The 22,964-nt window shown below is 42.6% G+C and carries 12 protein-coding genes; 10 read left to right on the top strand and 2 right to left on the bottom strand.

All coding sequences use genetic code 11. The annotated features are described in order from the left end of the window. Positions 1-29 precede the first annotated feature (29 nt). From QVP90_RS04575 to QVP90_RS04530, 10 genes are all read left to right on the top strand, one after another. Complete coding sequence (locus QVP90_RS04575) at positions 30-2,588, top strand: glycoside hydrolase family 3 protein (protein WP_021935774.1); 2,559 nt, start codon at positions 30-32, stop codon at positions 2,586-2,588. 25 nt (positions 2,589-2,613) lie between these two features. Then, positions 2,614-5,202 (top strand): xylan 1,4-beta-xylosidase, encoded by a 2,589-nt coding sequence (gene xyl3A, locus QVP90_RS04570; protein WP_021935773.1) that lies wholly within the window; start codon positions 2,614-2,616, stop codon positions 5,200-5,202. A 96-nt stretch (positions 5,203-5,298) separates the two neighbouring features. Continuing rightward, complete coding sequence (locus QVP90_RS04565; RefSeq protein ID WP_021935772.1) at positions 5,299-7,251, top strand: sialate O-acetylesterase; 1,953 nt, start codon at positions 5,299-5,301, stop codon at positions 7,249-7,251. A 98-nt stretch (positions 7,252-7,349) separates the two neighbouring features. Next, complete coding sequence (locus QVP90_RS04560; RefSeq protein WP_021935771.1) at positions 7,350-8,489, top strand: hypothetical protein; 1,140 nt, start codon at positions 7,350-7,352, stop codon at positions 8,487-8,489. Between the two features lie 28 nt (positions 8,490-8,517). Next, the gene (locus tag QVP90_RS04555; RefSeq protein ID WP_264380831.1) at positions 8,518-11,691 is read left to right on the top strand and encodes a sugar-binding protein; all 3,174 of its coding nucleotides are present in this window, start codon (positions 8,518-8,520) and stop codon (positions 11,689-11,691) included. A gap of 65 nt (positions 11,692-11,756) precedes the next feature. Then, positions 11,757-15,080 (top strand): DUF6443 domain-containing protein, encoded by a 3,324-nt coding sequence (locus tag QVP90_RS04550; RefSeq protein ID WP_021935769.1) that lies wholly within the window; start codon positions 11,757-11,759, stop codon positions 15,078-15,080. 3 nt (positions 15,081-15,083) lie between these two features. Continuing rightward, complete coding sequence (locus QVP90_RS04545; RefSeq protein WP_005927368.1) at positions 15,084-15,620, top strand: hypothetical protein; 537 nt, start codon at positions 15,084-15,086, stop codon at positions 15,618-15,620. A gap of 427 nt (positions 15,621-16,047) precedes the next feature. Continuing rightward, on the top strand, positions 16,048-16,236 hold the full coding sequence (locus QVP90_RS04540; RefSeq protein WP_021935768.1) for a hypothetical protein: 189 nt from the start codon (positions 16,048-16,050) through the stop codon (positions 16,234-16,236). Positions 16,237-16,514: 278 nt separating this feature from the next. Continuing rightward, positions 16,515-17,090, top strand: coding sequence for a type IV toxin-antitoxin system AbiEi family antitoxin domain-containing protein (locus QVP90_RS04535; protein ID WP_021935767.1), 576 nt, complete (start codon positions 16,515-16,517; stop codon positions 17,088-17,090). Then, on the top strand, positions 17,090-17,962 hold the full coding sequence (locus QVP90_RS04530; protein WP_005927354.1) for a nucleotidyl transferase AbiEii/AbiGii toxin family protein: 873 nt from the start codon (positions 17,090-17,092) through the stop codon (positions 17,960-17,962). Before QVP90_RS04535 ends, QVP90_RS04530 begins: the two co-directional genes overlap by 1 nt. A 459-nt stretch (positions 17,963-18,421) precedes the next feature. Here QVP90_RS04530 and QVP90_RS04525 read toward each other — a convergent pair whose 3' ends face one another. Both QVP90_RS04525 and QVP90_RS04520 read right to left on the bottom strand, forming a co-directional pair. Further along, positions 18,422-22,726 (bottom strand): FG-GAP-like repeat-containing protein, encoded by a 4,305-nt coding sequence (locus QVP90_RS04525; protein ID WP_264380830.1) that lies wholly within the window; start codon positions 22,724-22,726, stop codon positions 18,422-18,424. A gap of 77 nt (positions 22,727-22,803) precedes the next feature. Then, the coding region (locus tag QVP90_RS04520) for a T9SS type A sorting domain-containing protein (protein ID WP_288203956.1) at positions 22,804-22,964 on the bottom strand (161 nt) is incomplete at its 5' end.

The following is a 22,964-nucleotide window of genomic DNA, read 5'->3' as shown; positions in this document are numbered from 1 at the left end:
ACTTTTAAATATTTAAACTACAAACTTACATGATGAAGATTCTTAAATTAATCGGATGCTCGTTATCTCTGTTGGCATTGCCGTTGACAGGGCAGGCACAGAACGGTGGCGAGCTGTTCCGCGACATGAATGCTCCTCAGCATGAACGTCTTTTAGATTTGCTCTCCAGATTGACGATAGAGGAAAAAATCTCTTTGCTGGTGAATGATGCAAGAGAGATTCCCCGCTTGAATATTGATAAATATTATCATGGAAACGAAGCTTTGCACGGTATTGTCCGCCCGGGTGAGTTTACGGTATTTCCTCAAGCTATCGGGTTGGCGGCAACTTGGAATCCCGGGCTGATTTTTGAGGTCTCTTCCGCCATTTCGGATGAGGCGCGGGGACGTTGGAAAGAGCTGGATTATGGTAAGAAACAAATAGCCGGTGCCAGTGACTTGCTGACTTTCTGGTCGCCTACTGTAAATATGGCCCGTGATCCGCGTTGGGGCAGAACTCCGGAGACTTACGGAGAAGATCCGTTTCTGACCGGAGTGATCGGCTGCGAGTTTGTCAAGGGCTTGCAAGGCGATCATCCCCGTTATTTGAAAACGGTTTCTACTCCTAAACACTTTGCTGCCAATAATGAGGAGCACAACCGTTCGAGCTGTAATGCAAAAATGTCCGAACGGGACTTACGAGAGTTCTACCTGCCTTCTTTCGAACGTTGTATCGTCGATGCAAAGGCGCAGTCCATCATGATGGCCTACAATGCGGTGAACGGGGTTCCCTGTACAGTCAATACCTACCTGATAAAGAATGTATTGCGTGGAGACTGGGGCTTTAACGGTTATATTGTTTCAGATTGCAGCGCCCCCGAGTGGATGGTGACTAAACATAAATATGTGAGAGATCTGGACGCAGCTGCGACATTAGCTATTAAAGCCGGACTCGATTTGGAGTGCGGTGACCGTGTATATACGGCTCCGTTATTGAAAGCCTATAACGAATCGATGGTAAGCAAAGCCGATATCGATTCTGCCGCTTACCGGGTTTTGCGGGGCAGAATGCTCCTGGGGCTTTTTGACGATCCTTCTCAGAATCCCTATAATCAGATAGAGCCCTCTGTTATCGGTTGTAAGAAGCATCAGGAACTGGCATTGGAAACTGCACGGCAAAGTATGGTTCTTCTGAAAAATCAGAAAAACTTCTTGCCTTTAAATTTAAAGAAAGTAAAGTCCATTGCTGTGGTGGGCATCAATGCCGGTCACTGTGAATTTGGAGATTATAGCGGCATTCCGAAGAACGCTCCCGTTTCTGTGCTCGATGGTATCAGGAAGTATGCTGAAAAAGCGAATGTGGAAGTTGTATATGCCCCCTGGGTATCTACCGGTTCGGATTTTGATCCGATTAGCAAGAACTATTTCCCGAACGGCTTGAAAGCAGAGTATTTCACAAATAGCAAGTTGGAAGGTACACCGTCGGTTCGTACGGAGGAAGAGTTGATTTATGATCCCGCCAGCCGTCCTGATCCGTTCCAGCCGCAGGCACCCATGTCCATTCGCTGGACCGGTGTTCTTAAACCGGCCGTTTCGGGAGAATACACATTGGGACTGAAAACGGACGACGGTTGCCGTCTGTTTCTGGATGGAAAGAAACTGATTGACTCGTGGACAGAACGAAGTGCCCAGATGGATAATGTAATAGTGAAGTTGGAAGCCGGCAGAGAATATAACTTACAGGTGGAATATTTTGATGGCGGCGGAGATTGTTTTGCGCGTCTTTATTGGAAGGTACCTACTACTGATCAGGTAGATCGTTTGGCATTGTTTGGCGATGCCGGTAAGGCTGCCAAAGAGTGTGATGTAACCGTTGCCGTTTTGGGTATCAATAAATCGATCGAGAGAGAAGGGCAGGATCGTTACTCTTTGGAGTTACCTACCGATCAGCAGGAGTTTATCCGTGAGCTCTACAAGGTAAATCCGAATACGGTGGTCGTGTTGGTTGCCGGAAGCTCCTTGGCTATTAACTGGATCGATGAAAATGTTCCGGCCATATTGAATGCCTGGTATCCCGGCGAACAGGGTGGAACAGCTATTGCAGAGGTATTGTTTGGCGATTACAATCCGGGCGGCCGCCTTCCGTTGACTTATTATAACTCACTGGACGAGCTTCCTTCTTTCGATAACTACTCAGTACAAAACAGAACTTATCAGTATTTCAAGGGTAAGCCTTTATATGAGTTTGGTTACGGGTTGAGCTATACGAAGTTCAACTACAAGAAGAAGAATGTTTCAATAGCCAATGATACGATCGATATTACATTCAAGGTATCCAATGCCGGTAAATACGATGGTGATGAAGTGGCTCAGGTATATGTTCAGTATCCGGAGACAGGTACTTATATGCCTCTGAAACAGTTGAGAGGTTTCTCCAGAGTACATATAAAGAAAGGGAAGTCCGCAGACGTAACCATTTCCGTACCGAAAAAGGAACTGCGCTATTGGGATGAGAAAACCCGGCAGTTCGTGACTCCTGAGGGTAAATATGTGTTCCTGATAGGAAGCTCGTCTGAAGATATTAAACTTCAGGAAACCATTGAATTATAATATCTCCCTAATTAAGAAAAGAAGAATGAAAAAACTTATATTTACTTTATGTCTGGGTGCTATCGCTATCACTGGTGTAGCGCAAAATGAACCTTACAAGAATCCGGATTTATCTCCGGAACAGCGTGCGGAGGATTTATTGGGGCGGTTGACTTTGGAAGAAAAAGTACGGCTGATGCAAAACGAGTCTTTCCCGGTGGAGCGGTTGGGTATTGCCCATTACGACTGGTGGAATGAGGCGCTGCACGGAGTAGCCCGTGCCGGAATAGCTACGGTATTTCCCATTACAATGGGAATGGCTTCCACTTTTGATGATAAGCTGGTAGAAGATGTGTTTACGGTTGTCAGTGATGAGGCCCGTGCCAAATACCATAATGCACATCGGGAAGGCCGTAGAGGGGTACGTTGTGAGGGATTGACTTTTTGGACACCGAACGTGAATATCTTCCGTGACCCGCGTTGGGGACGCGGACAGGAGACCTATGGGGAAGATCCTTACCTGACCAGCCGTATGGGAGTTGCAGTCGTTAATGGGCTGCAAGGGCCTGCCGATGCCAAATATGACAAACTTCATGCCTGTGCCAAACACTATGCCGTGCATAGCGGTCCGGAAGCCAAACGCCATTATTTCAATGCGGAGAATATTTCGCCCCGCGATTTGTGGGAAACTTATTTGCCGGCCTTTAAAGACCTGGTACAGGAAGCGGATGTAAAAGAGGTGATGTGCGCCTATAACCGCTTTGAAGGAGATCCTTGTTGTGGCAGCAATCGTCTGTTGACTCAGATTCTGCGTGATGAATGGGGATATAAACACATGGTGGTAAGTGACTGTGGAGCTATCAGCGATTTCTTTTATAAAGACCGCCATGCCACTCATAAGGATGCGGCGGATGCAAGTGCCGCCGCCGTGCTAAGCGGTACTGATCTGGAATGCGGTATCGAATATGCCCATCTGGAAGAAGCGGTAAAGAAAGGGCTTATTTCGGAAGAACGGATCAATACAAGCCTGCGTCGTCTGTTGAAGGCCCGTTTTGAACTGGGAGAGATGGACGATGATGCTCTGGTTCCGTGGAGTAAAATCAGTATCGATACAGTGGATTGTGAAACCCATAAGCAGATGGCTTTGGATGTAACCCGTAAGTCTATGGTATTGCTGCATAACAACGGTGTGCTTCCGCTTGCCAAAACAGGTACGCGTATTGCTGTTATGGGGCCGAACGCAGTGGATTCTGTGATGCAATGGGGTAATTATAAAGGGACTCCGTCACACACATCCACCATTTTGGAAGGAATACGAAATAAGATTGGTAACGTGCCTTATGAAAAGGGCTGCGAGTTATTGACTAATCAGGTGTTCGATTCTTATTTCAGTGAGGTGTCCAACAATGGCAAACCGGGCTTCACCGGCACTTATTGGAATAATATGGATCTGAAAGGCGAAGTAGCCGCTATACAGCAGGTAAGCACCCCTTTCAATTTCAACAACGGTGGAAATACCGTTTATGCTCCGGGAGTCGGACTGTATAACTTCACTGCATCTTATGAAGGAACTTTCCGTCCGAAGAATAACGGTGATTATTCTTTGGTTATCGAGGGTGACGATGGGTATCGTGTCTATGTCAACGGTGAGAAAGTGATTGATTACTGGGGGGCACATGCCAGTGCAAAAAGAGAATATACACTGAAAGCTACTGCCGGAAAGGATTATAAAATCAAGGTGGAATATATGCAGGCGGGTGCGGAAGCGTTGTTGCGCTTTGACATCGGTGTTTATCGTCAGATAGCTCCTGAAGCAGTTGCCGGGAGAGTCTCGGATGCTGATGTTGTGATTTTCGTTGGCGGAATTTCTCCGGATCTGGAGGGTGAAGACAAATATTTTGTCAACTGCCCCGGTTTCAGTGGTGGTGACCGTACGACGATCGAACTGCCGGAAGTACAACGTAACATCTTGAAGGCATTGAAACAGGCCGGTAAAAAGGTGATCTTCGTGAACTGTTCCGGTTCGGCTGTCGCTCTGGTGCCCGAAACGAAATCATGTGATGCCATTCTACAGGCGTGGTATCCCGGACAGGCCGGAGGAACGGCTGTAGCGGATGTACTGTTCGGTGATTATAATCCGAGTGGAAAACTGCCTGTCACTTTCTACAAGAATACGGATCAGTTGCCTGATTTTGAAAACTACGACATGAAAGGACGTACTTACAGATACATGACAGAAACTCCTTTGTATCCTTTCGGCTACGGATTGAGCTATACTACTTTTGATATATCCAAAGGCCGTTTGAGTAGAAATGTGATCTCTACCAATCAGACGGTAACCTTCAAAGCCAATGTGAAGAATACAGGCAAGCGCGAAGGTACTGAGGTTGTTCAGGTATATGTCCGCAAAGTGGGTGATAAGGAAGGACCTGTCAAGACTCTCCGTGCTTTCCGCAGTATACCGTTGAAAGCCGGTAAATCGTCTGTCGTTTCTATCGACCTTCCGCCGAGAACGTTTGAATTCTTCGATCCGGAGACCAATACCATGCGTATCCTGCCGGGAGATTATGAAATTATGTATGGTAATAGTTCGGAAACGTTACCGGGAAATAAATTGAGTATCAGGCTGAAATGATGCTCTGAACGCTGAGACGAACTGTTTGTAAATTAGTTGGGAACGATGTTATTCACCGTCAGATAACATCGTTCTCATCGTTAAATAAAGTAAGAAATGAAAGATCATTTGAAATCATTTTTTGTAGGAGCGGCATTGTTCATGCTGATAGCTCCTGTATCTGCCAGGATTACTTTGCCTGCTTTTTTCACAGACAATATGGTAGTACAGCAAAATAGTATGCTGACTTTGGAAGGGAAAGCGAAGCCGCAGCGTACGGTAACGGTTGTAGCAAGTTGGAATAAGCAAAAATACACTGTCAAATCCCAGGCCGACGGTTCATTCCGGTTGGAGATACCGACACCTGTGGCTGGTGGCCCGTATACATTGACTCTTTCCGATGGAGAAAAATTGATATTGGATAATGTAATGTCCGGTGAAGTCTGGTTTTGTTCCGGCCAGTCGAATATGCAAATGCCGGTAGCGCAGTGGGGAGGAGTGATGAACTATGAACAGGAGACGGCAGAAGCACAATATCCCTCCATCCGTTTGTTGCAGATCGAGAGGAGGATCGGATATACTCCTGCTACGGATGTGGAGATTATCGGTGGCAGTTGGAAGGAATGCAGTCCGGTTACTGTTGCGGACTTTTCTGCTGTGGCTTATTTCTATGCCCGTGAGTTATGGAAGAATCTGAATGTTCCCATCGGGGTGATTGACTGTACTTGGGGAGGAACTCCTGCCGAGTCATGGACCAGTGCGGGTACATTGAAGCAAGTGGCGGAATTCCGGGAAAAACTGACTGAGATGGAGGCACTCGGCTTTGATAAAGAACGATTGATGGCAGCTTATCAAAAAGAGATGCAGGCATGGGAAAGAGAGTTTATGAACCGGGATGCCGGCTATGGAGAGGGACAGCCTTTATGGATATCTTCCTTGCAAACCGGTGACGGTTGGCAACCGATGCAACTTCCGGGATTCTGGGAACGGAACGGTCTGGATGGTTTTGATGGTGTTGTCTGGTTTCAACGTGAAATAGAAATTCCTGCGGCTTGGCAAGGAAAAGAGGTCAGGCTGTCTTTGGGAAAGATTGACGACGAAGATATTACTTACTATAACGGACAAGAAATAGCAAGGGGACAGGGGCACGCGACTCCCCGGTCTTATATGATTCCTGCCAACGAGGTAAAAGCCGGAAAGGGTGTTCTGACCATACGTGTGACCGATTATGGAGGTGAAGGAGGAATCAATGGCGCTCCTGAAGATTTATATGCAGAAGTTGGTGGCGAACGGATCTCACTGGCCGGAAAGTGGATTTACCGGATAGGTATGTCGGTTACCGATATTCCTGCGAAACCGGTTTCTCCCGAGAGTTCTCATTATCCCTCCGGGTTGTACAACGCCATGGTCAGTCCGTTAACTGCTTTCCCTGTTAAGGGTGTCATCTGGTATCAGGGAGAAGAAAATGCCAGTAGAGCCGAGCAATATGCTCCTTTGTTCCGGGCATTGATTGCCGATTGGCGGAAACAGTGGAAAATTGATTTGCCTTTCTACTTTGTACAATTGGCGGGTTATATGACTCCGCAGGAAGTACAGCCGGATTCCCGGTGGGCAGTTCTTCGTGAGGCACAGGCCGAGGCTTTGCATATAGCCAATACAGGGATGATAACAGCCGTCGATTTAGGCGATCCGTATGATATTCATCCGAAGAACAAGCAGGATGTCGGTAAGCGGCTGGCGGCTTTGTCATTAGCCAATACTTACCGGAAAGGTACTTATCACATGCCGGTTTGTACAGGATATAAGGTTTATGACCGTACACTTGCTTTGGCATTCGATTCACCTGTACAAGCTAATGCAGGAGAAGTAAAAGGATTTGTATTGGCTGGCCCCGACGGAGTATTCTATCCGGCTAAAGCAACGTTGCAGCAAAATGGTAAAAGTGTCGTGTTGGAATCTCCTCAAGTGGAAATTCCCATTGCGGCACGTTACAACTGGGCCGACTGCCCGAACGGGAATCTGTATAGCCCGTCCGGGGTACCGGTAGGCCCTTTTCGCACAGACAAGTAGACGTAAAGAAAGAACCTGTCTGATTGCGTTGATTTTTCAGGCAGGTTCTTTTATCAAACGATGTTAACCGATATACGACGATGTTAACTTACTATATTATGAGAAAAAAAATATTTATCGCTTTGTTAGGTATCTGTTGTCTGCATGCGAGCGCACAAACTATTTTGCATAAATCGGCTACACTTCCCCGGGTAGGCGATGAAATCTGTAAACAGGAGATCAATTACTTCTCACCCGGTGAGCCGGGTCCGGGTCAAGTTTGGCAAATAGAGCAACTGACTCCGGTGAAGGAACAATATGAACTGGTTTATACCGGCAGTGATTCTCTCTTAACCGGTACGGAACACTGTACCATGTATAAATACCGCATACAGGGAGATTCTTTATGGAAAGTCGGCGTAGAAAATAGATCGACTTACCAGAAAGCCGTTTTTCCGGAACTTCTGGCTGTGTATCCTATGAAACAGAATGACCGTTTCGAAAGTCTGTTCGGCTATATCGGTGAGTATCAGCACGCGTATGGTATGGAGTTGTCAGGTAAGACTACCATTACGGCAGATGCGGAAGGTATTCTCGTGATAGAGGGAGATACGGTACCGGATGTGTTGCGTGTACATACGCAGCGCCGGTTTGTTCAGGACCTGGATTTTCACGGTGTATACCGTGCGGTAGATGACTCTGCCGGATGGTTATGTAAATTCCATCCGGATAGCATTTTGTCCCGTATCCATGCGGATACCCTTATCACGCAAACGGATACCTACTCTTGGTATACTCCGGGTTATCGTTATCCTATTCTGGAAACAGTGGAGAACACATTGATTCGTCGTGGTACTCATGAATCTCATTTTCGAACGGCATTTTATTATTCACCGTCCGAGCAATATTATACTCTGAATGAAGATGCGGACAATCAACAGACACGTGAAGAAAGGTCCGTGCAGAAACAGAAAAAAGAGGAACAGTCCCGTAACGGCTCTTTCCCTTTGGGAGATGGTTTTGGTAAATGTAATTTTTATCAGGAGGATGCTCATCTGGTTGTAGAATATTTACTGACTGCTCCTTGTGAAGTCGAGATCGCTTTATACACTGTGCAGGGAGAGCTTTTGTCCGTCTTTCCAAAGAGGGAAATGCGTCCGGGGCAATATCGCGAATCTATCACCATCGATCCTTCTCTCTTTAGGCATTATATACTACGTTTGGTTGTCAATGGTAAAACCTATGGTGAGAAAATTTGAACATGAACTACTTTTAGAATACACTATTATGAAAAATCGACGAAACCTTTATAAACTGTTGGCACTTCTTTTGTCCGTTAACTTTGGATACAGCTACACTCTTTATGCACAGAACGGAGAGATGCCTATTACCATTTCCCAACCCCAGATTGTTCCGGTTTCTCCGGAGGCTGCTGCAGTTCAGAAATACGTTTGCTATCCGGTGAATCATAGTACGGGATTGGCTGACATAACGATTCCTATTTATACAATAAAAGTGGGGGATATGGAACTTCCTATAACCTTGTCTTATCACTCCGCCGGCATTAAACTCCGTCAGTTGAGCGGTTGGGTAGGAACCAACTGGACCTTGAATGCGGAACCCTCCATTATGCGTGAGATCAGAGGTATTCCGGATGAGGAGAAATATGGAGGATATCTTACTGCCAAGTATTTTAATGAAAGAGAACAGAGCGATCCGGACAAAAAGACTCGTTTCTTAAAGCAGGTTGAAAAGAAGATTATCGATAGCGAACCCGATCGTTTTTATTATAAACTGGCAAAGCAGAGCGGCACATTCTATTTGGGTGTAGAAACTTCCGGGTTTAAACCGGTTACCCGTGTCAGTGCTTGTTGCACTCGTCCTTATGTTCCTATACATGTGGTCGGTTGGGAAATACTTGGGCCTAATGAACTTCATATAACGGATGATAATGGGCTCAGATATGAATTTGGTAGTGAAACGGACGGCTATACGGAAAAGACCGGAAATTATAATACTCGTTGGTTGTGTCGGAGAATTGTATCTAACAAAACCAGAGCAAATATCTCTTTTACATACACTGATTTCCAATCCGCACCGATCATATCGTCTTATTCTACCGATTATGTAGCTTTGGAAGAGTATCCGGGAACTTTCCGGAATAGTGGACAAGCACCTGATACACTTGATTTTGATTGTTTTTCTGTCAAAGAGAATACATTTCTGCGCCGCGAGGATTCTTTAAATGCTTCTAGAGCATATTCTGCATCTCCGGGTAACTACAGGTTGATATCCAAGCAAGGTGCCACCACATATTATTATCGTATTGAAAATGGCGAAGCGCGAGTTGCCGGTTCATACTCTAATTTTGAGGAATATCTGGTTCCCAGCCCTTATTTTGCAACTTCCGTACAAGAACGCAAATTAAATTCGATTCAATTTGACGATGGTTCTATTTCTTTTGTACAGGGCGGTGATATGAATTTGAGTACTATTACTGTTAAATCCAAGAGTGGGGAAATTATTCGAAAGGTTCAATTTTATATAACCCGCTATAACGAAAAAACGAGTCTTACTAAATTAGATTCGATAGTTGTCACTTCCGGTAGAACTCCTTTAGAGAGACAGGTTTATTCGTTTCAATATAAAATGCCTTATAATGTCCAGTCAGAAGCTAGTTATGCAATGGATCACTGGGGATATTATAACGGGGAAAATGTCAGGAACCGCCTTCCTATTCCGTATGGGCGTTATTATTGCAATGACCAGTATTATTTTAATTTTGGTGACAGCACCCGTAACTGTAATGAAACTTGTATGCAAGTCGGAATTCTGACTGATATTTTTTCACCGGAGGGTGTACATACCAATTTTACCTACGAAGCCAACCGTTATGGAAAGATGTTCAGTGGAGATGCAAACTATGCGAAGGGTACCTATCTTGCCGGAGGCTTGCGTGTACAACGAATAAGGGAAAAGGATATGCATAGTGGCTTTTCAAGGACACGCGTGTTCTCTTATGCTCTTGCTAAACCGGAAGGGTCGGATGGTAAGTATAAAAAGGATCTTGGAGTGCCTAAACATGCCTTGACAGAGCGGGATTACTGTACACAGATGGAGCGGTTGACTATAATTCCTGCAAGTGGTAATACAAAGCTTTGCCGTTTACGGACCTGGGGGGCGAATCCAGTTTCCAATATCACTTTTAGCAATGGCAGCTCTGTTATTTATCCATATGTAAGAGAACAGGTTATTGATAATGCAGGTGTCGAAGAGAACCGTACAGATTATTTTTTTAGTGCTCCATATTGGGAACTTGCTGGCGGAATTCCTAATGATCCTTTTGATCCCCGTACTCAAGTTCGTCAGGATATCACTAAGCCTTTTGATCCGGATGACGGCTTAGAGGCTTTAAAGTATGGGCAACTGATAAAGAAAGAGATATATGAAGGCAATACCCTGCTTGAGCGCCGTGAGTACGAGTATAATTATTATAGAGATCCTATGAAGTTTAATGGTCCGGAGGTCATTATCGGTCGTCCTTATAAAACGCGTGCTTGCAATTTGGAAGAATACGGTGCTTATCCTCAAGAGATATATCAAGACTTTACCTGGGCTATAACGGCCGGAGCTTCCCGTTTGAAACGAGAACGTATTACCACTTTTGCGGACGATGGCAATAAAAGAACACAGACACGTGATTATATTTATTGTCCACAAAATTCAGGAGACCTGTTTGATAGTCCAGTGGAGACAACCGTGTGGTTTGCAACAAGGCACTTGAATCCTATACGGATACGTACTACTACTACCGGTAGTTCTGAAACGATCGAACATTTCATTTATCCGGAAGAGGCGAAAGATAGCATAACGGAAGATTTGGGACAAGATTTCTTGTTGCAATTGCATGCACTGAATAACTTGATAGCATATAAACGCGTATGCGGAGCGGATACCACTACTCTGCGAAACGTTTATTCCGGTTTGGCTGTTCAAAAGGTACAAACGTGGAATCCGGTACTTTCTAACTTTGAAGATCGCCTTTCTTACACCTATACTCCTTATGGCAACATTAGTTCTGTCACTTCTGATGGTTCTACTACCAGCTATCTATGGTCATACTATAACCAACATCTGGTATTTAAAATGGAAGGAATGACGCTTGATGAAATAATTAAGAAAACACAATCCGATGGTACGTGGATTACGGATATGGAAAAGCAGGGAGCATACACAACTACTGCTGCGACGTATATGAAAATGCTTCAGGAAATGCCCGGTTATCGGGGATACTTCTATACTTACCGGCCTTTGATCGGGGTCACTTCTATTAAAGGACCGGACGGAATAACTACCTATTTTACCTATGATAGTTTTGGCCGTCTTGTCGAATCATACATTTGGGAGAATAATGTCAAGAAGACGATAACTGCTTTTGATTATAATTTCCCTACTCATTAATATCTGTTTCTATTTTCTATAGAAAGCAAGAGAACGATTGTAACTAATTAAAAAATGAAAACAGCATGAAATATACACTTTATTCTATCTTTGTTTTTGTTTGTCTTTCCTCATTTTTTCCTTCTCTTTTGAAAGGACAAGATAAGAACCGTCATTATGTGCGGACCCGACTAATGACCAAAGACGATGGCAGTAGTTTTAGAGAGACGATAACTTATTATAATTCTTTCGGGTTAAATGATGAAATTAGAGAGATAGGGGCTTCCCCTCAGGGTAACGATCTACAAACATTTGTCGGATATGACGGCGCGTTCCGCAAAGTGTCCGAATCGCTTCCCCGGCCTGTGGGGAATACCAATTTCTATAATGATTCCAATCCGGAAAGTTATACGGTCTATGAACATTCGGAGTTAAACCGCGTCCGCGAAAGCTATGGCCCCGGACAAACATGGCGGGAGAATGGGAAATCTGTGAAGTACACTTACTTATATAATACGAAAACGGGTGATGACCATTGCTACTGCCTGTCTGCAAAAGATGTTGGAGAGGATATAAAGGTTGAAGTAAAATCTTATGATGCAAATGAAGTGTCTATCCTGCGGACAACAGACGAAGACGGCAATGTGACCGATCAGTTTACCGATCATGAAGGGAAACTGATTCTTACCCGGCAGAAGGCAAATGGAATTCCGCACGATACTTATATCGTTTATGATGATCATGGAAGAAAACGGGTAGTCCTCCCACCTCTTGCTGCTGATGCGTTGGGAGGACATAGCACTTTCATGTGTAGTCAGGTTGAAGCGGTCCAATTATACGGGTATCTCTATTACTACGATGAACGAGACCGGTGTATCAAGAAAAAACTTCCGGGATGTGAGCCTATTTATTATGTGTATGATAGGTGTAACTATTTGGTGCTGAAACAGGATGGTAATGACCGGGAGGCTGGGAGATGGCAATCTTTTCAGTATGACCGTTTAGGGCGGCAAGTGATATGGGGCTTTATGACTCGCAACAAAACACACGCTGATTGGATACGTATATGTAAAAATCTGGATCTCAGAATTTATTTTATAGGCGCGTCATATGGTTCTGAAAATTATGGGTATACTTCGGTTCCTAGAATAAGTTATTTATGTACTCCATTAATCATTAATTATTATGATGACTATGAATATACTACTATATTCAATGAATTCATTGGCTTTCTCAATCGTCCAGGGTATTACTCTTCTTTCTCCGCTTCCTCTCTTACTTCACGTGATAAACTTACCGGCCAAGTTGTAGCTCTTTTGAACGATCCTTTCAAAAGAGACTACATTGCTTATTATTACGACCAGCGCGGGTGTGAAGTACAGTCCACGATGAATTCTGCTTTCGGTTTTAGAAATTACACTTTTACTAACTATGATTTTATCGGCCAGCCTGTTTCTGTCCGTAAAGAGCATACGAGTATTTACCGGGACACACCTCCTGCTTCTGTGGATGATGTTGACCATATCCTGACATATGAATATGAGTATGATCATGCAGGGCGTTTGTCTAAGCTATACCAGACTTATGATAACGATGCCAAAGTTCTCGTAGCCAAATATGAGTATGACGAAGTGGGACGCTTGGAAAAGAAACTGTTACATAATGAAACAGCCACTTCTACTTATAAATATAATGTTCGTGGTTGGCCTACCGAGATTAATGAGCCGCGTATGTCGCAGAAAATCTATTATAACGAGAATCTCCCTCAAGGAGTTACTCCTCTATATAATGGCAATATCCCCTGTTTGTCCAACACAGCAGATAATAATTTGACTTCCCATTTTACTTACGATGGTCTGAATCGTCTGGTATCCACTAAACAATATCGACCGGATGGCCGTTTTATTGAAACTCCCGAAAAATTCACTTATGATAAAATGGGTAACGTGCTCACAATCGAGCGTTCTTATTACGACCCTTACCCTGATTACTTAAACGAAATGACGATTCAGTATCATGGTAATCAGATTAAGAAAGTGACTGATGAGAGTCGTGGCCACGATTATTATGTGCTTCGCTATCAAGATGCAGCGAATAAAGATATTGAATATTTCTATGACAGTAATGGTAACTTGGTGAAGAATCTGGATAATAAAATAGGGTTTATTAAATATAATATAATTAATCTTCCCGAAGCAGTCGCTTTTAATGACGGTAATCTCCTCACTTATTCTTATATGGCTGATGGTCGTAAGGTACGTGATTCTTATGGCTCTTTTCCTATAAGAACTTCTACTCCTTTAGATAGCATTGTGAACAATACGGATCCTTATATCACAGAGCATAATGATTGGAGTGAGGATTATTATTATTCGGGAAGACTATATCGCATTGCTACTCCTGAAGGATTTATAAGATTCGTGAACCGTGTCGGCTATTCAATCTTTTATTCCATGAAAGATCATGTCGGTTCTTTCCGAGGCTATTGGGAACCGGGTCATGCCAATGGTCCCATAACATTCAGTTATCCCAGTTATCATCCTTCCGGCATTATATATAGAAAACCTTATACAGATGTTCCTTTTGCACTGGGTGGCAAAGAATTCATGGGTACGAATAATTTGGATGAATATTTCTTTGGTGCCCGTACAATGTATGCCATCATGAATCGTTTTAATCAAATGGATCCGCTATGTGAAGACTATTATTCGGTAAGTCCGTATGCATATTGTAATAATAATCCGGTAAATGCGATTGATCCTGACGGAAGAGATTATAGGTTGACTATAGATAAAGAGAATAATAGAATGATTGTGACCGCAATGTATTATGCATCAACCCAAGATTTTGGTTCTGCTCAACAAGCTGTTGACTTTTGGAATAAACAAAGTGGTAACTATATCTATAAAACAAAAGAAGGTGATTATACATTGGATTTCTCATTATCAGTAATTGAGGTGCCAACCGATGAATCAATGAATGTAGCTCAAAGAAGTAGTGTTGTTACGGAGGCTTTCCGGGCAGATAAATCTGGAATTGCTAATATCTATGAAGTTGTATCAAGTTTTAAAGATTCCAATAAAAATGGTGTGACTGTCAATGGTAATCATATTGGAGTAAAATATTCGCGGCAGGATGAAAATACAGGTGCACATGAAGTGGGTCATACTTTGGGACTCACTCATAGCTCTTTTGGATTGATGACGTCATCATCTACAGATCCTTATCGTTCATTAGATTTAAATACAGTGGGACTCAAAGATATGATAACTTATCCTATCAGAGGAAAGAGCAATTCTGAAGGAAGAGGTGTAGCTGGTGAAGGGCACTTAAGTGTTTTCAATTTTTCATATTCTATAGGTAGTTCATATTATTCTGTTAGTAAATGGGGAAAAATAAGAAGGAGGTAATTTATGATCCGAAATGTTATTTGTTTATTCTGTTTGTTTTTTATATTGTCTTGTAAATCAGTAGATTTAAATTATCCAGATTATGCTAATCAAGATGGATATAAAAGTCTTTATGTTGTTGATACAATACAGATAGATGATCCGGTATCTGTTTTGACAAAGAGTGGATATTGTTTTGTGATGTCACATCAAGCGTTTAATTCATTTAATGGAAAGGAAAAAACTTTATTTAAACGAGCGGATGTTTTTTTATTAGAGTTGAGATTACCTATATATATACCAAGCGAATTATATAATAAATATATATTGTCAAATTCATACTCCTATTTAGATAATCGCATTCCGTTAAAAAGTGACAAGAAAAAAGTAAAAGAACTTATGTCTTTTGGTAGACAACCGGATTTTTTTCTTTTGGTTTTGATTCGGGGCGACTTTTATAACAGAGTTTATACGGGATTAGACGGTCCACCGACACTTGAATTAGAAAATGAAAAATTTTCTTATTATAAGGTTGCGATTCCCTATGGTGTTGCTAATTAATGTATTTGTTGATTTTAGAAATATGAAAAAGATTATTTTTATAGTAGCAATACTTATTTCGTTGGTTGTTCTGTTTTTTATTATCACTGATCTTGTGAATTCTTAAGTCAGTTATAAGTATGAAATAGATGAACCCTCCAAAGTAGATTATATTGATAAAGAGTTTGCTTTTGGGTATTTAATCGGTAAGATTAGATGGCTCAAGGTTTTTATACTATGTAGGTATTAGTATTCTTCTTTTTTTATATTCAATATCCAATAAGAGAGAATGACCTTTGTAAGACTGTGTTTTGGTTTGATTGAAGTTTTCGAATAGATGATTATAATTCTGTGTTCTAACTTCTGTTTAAGATGAAATGGAATCTAATTATTATTGACTTAGGTAGGATAATATAATATTCGAAAAACTAAAAAAGGTTCAAATGCTATGTGTTGGAGAGAACAATTGAAGCAATATGAGTGTGATAAAGACTGGGATACAACAATTCAGCTGATACAGATAGTAATAGATGATAATCCTAACGATATGGATGGCTATCGGTGCGGTAAATGGTGGTATTCTGATTTATCGGATAAAAAGAACATCGAATCAATATTGAAACAATTTGAAAGCTGATCTTGATAAGTAAGTGAGTTATTTAAATTGGTAGACGAAATGAAGATAAATATATTAACAATAGTACTGTTAGGGCTTGGTGTATTTAATTGTAAAAGTCCTTTGTATGTTGCTGGTACCGTAAATTATACTTGATGATTTGGAATACTGTATCTTCTCTTTATATTGAAAAATTATCTTAAAATTCAATGAAATGTACTTTAGAAGTGAGATAGGTTATACAAAACTACTGCATATTGAATAATTTGTAGTACTTTTGTGTGTAAAAGAGATTAGCAATGAGCATAATGGATTATATAACTCGGAATGGTGGCTTCATATCATCTGCTGATGCCAAGAAAGCCTCGCTGTACAATGAACTATTGGACGGAACGAGGAATGGGCGGATTGTGCGTGTACGCCGTGGCGTTTATGCCCTAAACGAAGGATTGTCCAAGCAGATGATTGATGTCGAGACACTGGTGCCTGGTGGTGTGCTGTGCCTATACTCGGCATGGTCGCATCACGAACTAACAACTCAAATTCCGCAAGCCTACTATATTGCAGTAGAACGTAGTCGCAAGATTATTCTTCCGGACTTTCCTCCTATTGAGCTTAGTTTTATGTTAAAAAATGTCCATGAACTTGGAGTTGAAGAGGCAGATATAGATGGATTCAAAGTAAAAGTTTACGACTTGGAAAAATCTGTTTGTGACGCTATCAAGTATCGGAACAAGATAGGGTTGGACGTAAGTTCTGAGATATTGAAAAACTATCTGGCACGCAAAGATCGTGACATCACTCGGCTCTATGAATATGCCTATCAACTGAGAGTCGGAAAAAAAATTGATGAACTGATAAAATTCATGCTATAATGAGTAAGACACACACAAAAACAAACTCGGGTAAGTCGGTTAGGGAACGACTGCTAAACCTGTCAAGAGCGGAACACTACAATCCGCAGATGATGATTTCTCGATATATGCAGGAGCGGTTGCTTTATCGTCTTTCTGTCAGCAACTACCGTGAGCGTTTGATCCTTAAAGGTGGTGCGTTGCTCTATGCCCATGACCGTTTCGAAGCTCGTCCTACCTTGGATATTGACTTCATGGCAACGCATATTAACAATGATAATGAAAATATAAAGCGCATTATCAAAGAGATATGCAATGTTGACGCTGTGGTTGACGGTGTCAGCTACGATGCTGACACCGTTGAGACGGAAGATATAACGGTAAACAAAGAATACCATGGAGTGCGTGTCTCAGTCGTTGCCCGTCTTGATACTGCTCGCCAACGCATATCAATGGATATCGGTTTTGGTGATGTGGTTACACCAGCTCCACAAGCGTTGACATTCCCTGCGCTGATAGATACCGTACCACAGGCAGAGATCATGGCTTACTCTCTGGAGACCGTTGTTGCTGAGAAGTTTCATGCGATGATAGCCCTCTCGTTGGCTAACAGTCGCATGAAAGATTTCTTTGATGTTTACCGCATCCTCGTAACAGACCGAGTAGATAATGAGGTGCTGGCAGAAGCCATCAAGTCTACATTCTCTAACCGAGAAACAAACTATCGTGAGAGTCATCCACTGTTCACTGAAGATTTCTTCAGAGCAAAAGACCGTCAAATATTTTGGAAAGGCTTTTTGCAGAAAATTAAATACCAAGAGACATTGGACTTTTCAACCGTTGGTGCACTGATAAGAGAAAGATTATTTCCATACTGGGAATCCATGAAATAAGCTTTGAGGACTTCACAAATCATACAATTTACTACCACTATTCCCTATTGATAAAGCTACAAGTTAGATGTTTAGTAAATATTTAGCTGAAATACGTTTGAGATGTGACATAATATGGAAACATACTGTGTTAATTTTGTTAATCTAACTTTTAACGTTTTATTTCTGCTATACAAAAGAATATACCTTTATGCAGTAGAAGTGTATATTTTTATACGGTAAGAGTATAGTTTTAATATAATGAAGAGTATATACTTTTATGATTTATGAAATAAGTGGGTTCTCTTGTTTGATAATCAGTGGTTTGTGTATATGGTAATCAGCCGTTTTAGTTCTTAATTCATTTTTTTGAAACATATATAGTTCTTCTTTTGATAATTATGAAACTATCCCTGCCGCAATCATATGCAGCAGGGATAGCTTCATAATTACTATATATTTAAAATGCTTTTATGGCGATTATAGGGCGAGTTTAAACGTCCGGGATAGTTTTCCGATAAGGGTTGATACCAGATAGACTCCTTTTTCTAAATCTCTGTACACTCCACTACCATTAACTGAAGCTCGTACAATACTTATGCCGGATGTATTGATGATTTCAATAATTGTGTTCTCACTTACATTATAGTGAATATCGCCATTGGCTGTGTATACACATACTTCCGAAAGTTTATTTTCTTGTGTGCCGGTGGCTGCCGGATTAAATGAAGATAAAGCGAAATGACCTCCTCTTTTACCGTTGTCAATGGCTTGTACACCCCATTCGTATTCGGTATCTTCGTTATCGATATACATGGAATAGGAAGTGGTCATAATCTGGCCGGATATTTCGCCTGTTTTGATAAATCCGGTTTGGAGATCGGCAGGGACTGTCATGAAATATTCCTTGGAACCGGCTTTTTTCACGTATATGTTATATTGTAATGCCCGGGAGGGAGTTACATCGTCTGTGGCGGCATCCCAAGAGAAGGTAACCATACCTGTTTCTTTGTTGTAGGAACTTTTTAGATTATAAGGAGTGGAAGGAGCCTCATTAGGTAATATACCTGCTGTTGAGGACGTGTTTTTCCAGAGTTGAGTGGCACAACTGAAAGAGCAGACGTTGCTTTGTGCCCATCCCATGTTCCATGCATCCAGATAACCGTCATTGTTGTAATCGATCAGATGATTGTTGCCGTGACTGATGCGATCGAAAGTCCATTCCTGATCTGCATCATAGTAGGCTCCGCAAGCTTTGAAACTGAAATCGCCCCGGTTCATATACAGCCAGGTGGTAATCTCGTGTTTTTCTCCGTGACCGCCTATCAGGATATCGGGCAAACCGTCGTGATTGACATCCCCAAAGGAAGGGGTTGCACCGTCTACTCCTTCAAAACCGCAAAAGAGGTCGGTTAGCATTTCAAAATTGCGTCCGCCACGATTCCGATAGATGTAAAAAGACTTGGCGCCCGAACCTTTATTACTGGAAAAACCTGTTACTACAATATCCATATAACCATCGGCATCCAGATCACATAAGGAGCAGGAAGAATCGTTGGAACCATACAAATACTGTTGGTTTTCGGAGAATGTTCCGTCTCCATTGTTCCAATAGATACGGAGGTTGCCTTCGCCCGGACCATAACCGGAGGATACAATATCCAGCCAACCGTCATTATCCATGTCAGCAAAGTGCACGGAACCTCTCGAAAGACCTAAGAACGGTTCTGTACCATTTAATGGGGTTTCTTGCTGGATGAATCCCTTGCCTTTGTTGTTTTTGTATAGATAAAGTGCGCGCCGGTCGTGGTGTACGATGAGATTTCCTTTTTCATCTGTTCTTCCATCGGGGTCTTCGTAATCGTCCAGCCCTGCAATGATCAGATCCAGATAGCCATCCTTGTCATAGTCGCCTACCGAAACCCATTGACGTGACCGGCCACCGTCTTTTGAACTGTAAATCGGGGAGATACCCATTTTGCTTCCTGCCGGAGTGGCGGTATTAACCTCCTCGAAAACAGGTTGCCCACCTTTTTCCGCCCCTTTATTACGGTATAAAAATGCAGCAATCTCTTCCAGGTTATTTTCGTAATCCATTGATTTTAACCCAGGGACAAACAGGTCTAATAATCCGTCGTTATTATAATCGAACCAGACCGGACAGGCATAGTAGCAAACATCGAAAGGACTGGTAAGGCGGACGAAAGATTCTGTACCGTCATAGTCATACAGAGCCGATACTTTTTGAGCGGAGGCTGTTCTGAGATGCGGATTCTTTCCGGAGTAGGCAATCTCCAGCCAGCCATCATTATCGTAATCCCCCCATGCCACATTGGAGCGATCTGCCGTATGGTAGAACTGCCCTCTGATGAGGGACGTTGCTATGGGTTCGGCAGGAACCGGTCTTGCTATTTTGGTAAAGACAGGGGATACCGGATTGCCGGGAGTAGCGATTTCCGAGTAGTCCGGATTGGATAAGTCATCGTATATTTCCGTATAGTTAAAATCCTCTGTTGAGAAAGTGGATATACCCACATCCATAATTTGCACGCCACCGTCTTGTAGGCCTTCTACTGCGATCAAGTTCCAGCTATTTGGTTTTAATGTCTGTTTGGCTTCGTAAGAGATATCGAACGGAATGTAATTGGAAACCGACCCTTTTTTGCTTGCTGCCCAAACACCATTGATGTAGATGTGAATATCATCGTCGTGATAAAGCAGGAAGCGCATGGCATTGATCATTTCCGGAGTGACGTCGCCCAGACGGAACCATCGGCGCATATGAATCTGTGAGGTATTCCAGGGAGTTGAGATTAAGTTTGCCCCATTCCATATGGAGGAGCTACCAAATGCGGCTTCTCCTTCCGCCCAGGTGCGGTCATCGAACTCTTTGGCAAACCACCGGCGGGGAACATCGGATGAGGTTGTATATCTCCACTTGTATTTATGCTCTTTGGCAGTAGAAAGAATCGGTTTTACTTTTATTCCGCTTTGTGGCAGATTGATACATTCCTCTATTTTTGTTTTTAGTTCTCCGGTTGCCGAATAGGGCTTCAATACGCGCCGGTCGTATGTGTAGATTCCGTTTTTTTCGATCTCCACATCGGATAGCTGGGTATATACGGCAGCATTTAATCCGTAGTAATAATGGTCTATTACTTTGTCGGCTAAATTGTTGAACAAGACGGTGAAGTCTTTTCCGGTCTCTACGGTGGTGTATTGGAAATCGCCTCCGGGCCAGATGTGTCCCTGTACTTTCAATGTAATGCCGCCATACTCGCCACAGACGCCGGCCCTGGTTTCGTCCAGTGGGCAGGAGGGGTTCGGGTAGCTATGGGAATCTTTAATGTCACCAATGGGAGCGTCTACCCAGCCACTGGCACAACAGACAAGGCTTTGGCCTACTTCGCCTATGACGATCTGAGTCATTCTTTCTGTATCGAATTGTCCCCAACCTTCATTAAATACCACCCATTGGATAATACTCGGATGGTTTCTGAAAGCAGTGATAATTCTTTTCGATTCATCTTCAAAGTTCTTTTTTGCATAGTCTTCGTATCCGGAAGGTAAGTTGGGGCTGGGCAGATCTTGCCATACTAATATTCCTTCCCTGTCGCAATGCATATACCAACGTGCAGGTTCTATCTTGATATGTTTCCGTATCATATTGAATCCTAAAGCTTTCATCGCTTTTATATCAAACAGGAGTGCCTCGTCACTTGGAGCAGTATACAGGCCGTCAGGCCACCATCCCTGGTCGAGTGGCCCCATCTGGAAGATTTGTTTTCCATTGAGGAAGATACGGGGCGTTTCACCCACTTTCTTTACTTCGATTTTGCGCATTCCGCAATAGCTGCTTACGGCGTCTGTCTGTATTCCGTCTTTTAGGATAGCTATGTCGAGGTCGTATAAATACGGGTCTTCTACCGACCATAAATGAGGGTTATCGATAGGAATGGTCAGTAACCTTCCGACTTTGTCGTTTTCCAGTGTTGCTATTTTATTTCCTTCTTTGTCGAGCAAGCTGATATTTACTGTTACTCCGAATGTTTCATTGGTATTGACTCTCATTTTCAAACAGGAGTTGTCTACATCGGGCCGTATCATTAAATCCTCTATATAAACCGGATTGACAGGCTCCAACCATACCGTTTGCCAGATACCGCTTACCGGAGTATACCAGCATCCCCATTTATTTAATGCCTGTTTGCCTTTCGCTTGTCCTTCGGCACCGGTATTATCGTATGTATAGACAACTAACTCTTGTTTTTCTTGGTCTTTTAAAGCAGCGGTTATGTCAAAGTAGAACGGATCGTATCCACCGGTATGCTTACCTACTTTTATACCGTTTACATAGACAACGGTTTCCCAATCTACGGCATCAAAATGAAGCAGAATATTTTTCCCTTTCATCGTTTCGGGGATACTTATTGAGCGTTTATACCAATAGCATTGGCTGTCGCTCTCTTCCATGATTCCGGAGAGGGCGGATTCTATGGGGAAAGGAACTAATATCTTTTGTGTAAAAGTGAAATTCTCCGGATCGTATGCTTCGCCTTTTATGCCTTTTCGCAAATCCCAGATACCATTTAGGTTGAGCCATTCGTTTCTTACCATTTGTGGTCTTGGATATTCGGGTAATACGTTATTCACGTCTATTGTCTCACTCCATGGAGTCATCATAGGAGCTTGCTTCATTTTCCATTCTTGGGCGTGCAAAAGAAAGATACTCATGATACAGAAAAGTCCTACGACTGAAAGTCTTTGTATATGCATTGTTTTCATGTTGTTAGAGATGAGGGATAAAAATAAGGGTACCCGGAAATGTGGTACCCTTATGTAATTAGAAGTTATAATGATTCTTATTTTACCATTAACTTGCTGGTACTTACGGTGCCATTCTGATTAGTCGCTTTCAATAGATACATACCTTCGGGCAAATTGCTGATGGTAGTATTGCCAGCCGGTAATGCTTTGTTTGCAACCGACATGCCGCTTATTGTATAGATAGCAACATTTACCG

The organism is Bacteroides sp. CAG:189 (assembly GCF_000432295.1).
In the GTDB taxonomy this organism is placed as follows: Bacteria; Bacteroidota; Bacteroidia; order Bacteroidales; family Bacteroidaceae; genus Bacteroides; species Bacteroides salyersiae.
Note: the sequence above shows the minus strand (reverse complement) of the source record. Positions and strands in the feature narration are given on the sequence as shown.

Coding starts and splice junctions, on each gene's coding strand:
- QVP90_RS04575 (WP_021935774.1), top strand. CDS start 30: ATGATGAAGATTCTTAAATTAATCGGATGCTCGTTATCTCTGTTGGCA.
- xyl3A (WP_021935773.1), top strand. CDS start 2,614: ATGAAAAAACTTATATTTACTTTATGTCTGGGTGCTATCGCTATCACT.
- QVP90_RS04565 (WP_021935772.1), top strand. CDS start 5,299: ATGAAAGATCATTTGAAATCATTTTTTGTAGGAGCGGCATTGTTCATG.
- QVP90_RS04560 (WP_021935771.1), top strand. CDS start 7,350: ATGAGAAAAAAAATATTTATCGCTTTGTTAGGTATCTGTTGTCTGCAT.
- QVP90_RS04555 (WP_264380831.1), top strand. CDS start 8,518: ATGAAAAATCGACGAAACCTTTATAAACTGTTGGCACTTCTTTTGTCC.
- QVP90_RS04550 (WP_021935769.1), top strand. CDS start 11,757: ATGAAATATACACTTTATTCTATCTTTGTTTTTGTTTGTCTTTCCTCA.
- QVP90_RS04545 (WP_005927368.1), top strand. CDS start 15,084: ATGATCCGAAATGTTATTTGTTTATTCTGTTTGTTTTTTATATTGTCT.
- QVP90_RS04540 (WP_021935768.1), top strand. CDS start 16,048: ATGTGTTGGAGAGAACAATTGAAGCAATATGAGTGTGATAAAGACTGG.
- QVP90_RS04535 (WP_021935767.1), top strand. CDS start 16,515: ATGAGCATAATGGATTATATAACTCGGAATGGTGGCTTCATATCATCT.
- QVP90_RS04530 (WP_005927354.1), top strand. CDS start 17,090: ATGAGTAAGACACACACAAAAACAAACTCGGGTAAGTCGGTTAGGGAA.
- QVP90_RS04525 (WP_264380830.1), bottom strand. CDS start 22,726: ATGAAAACAATGCATATACAAAGACTTTCAGTCGTAGGACTTTTCTGT.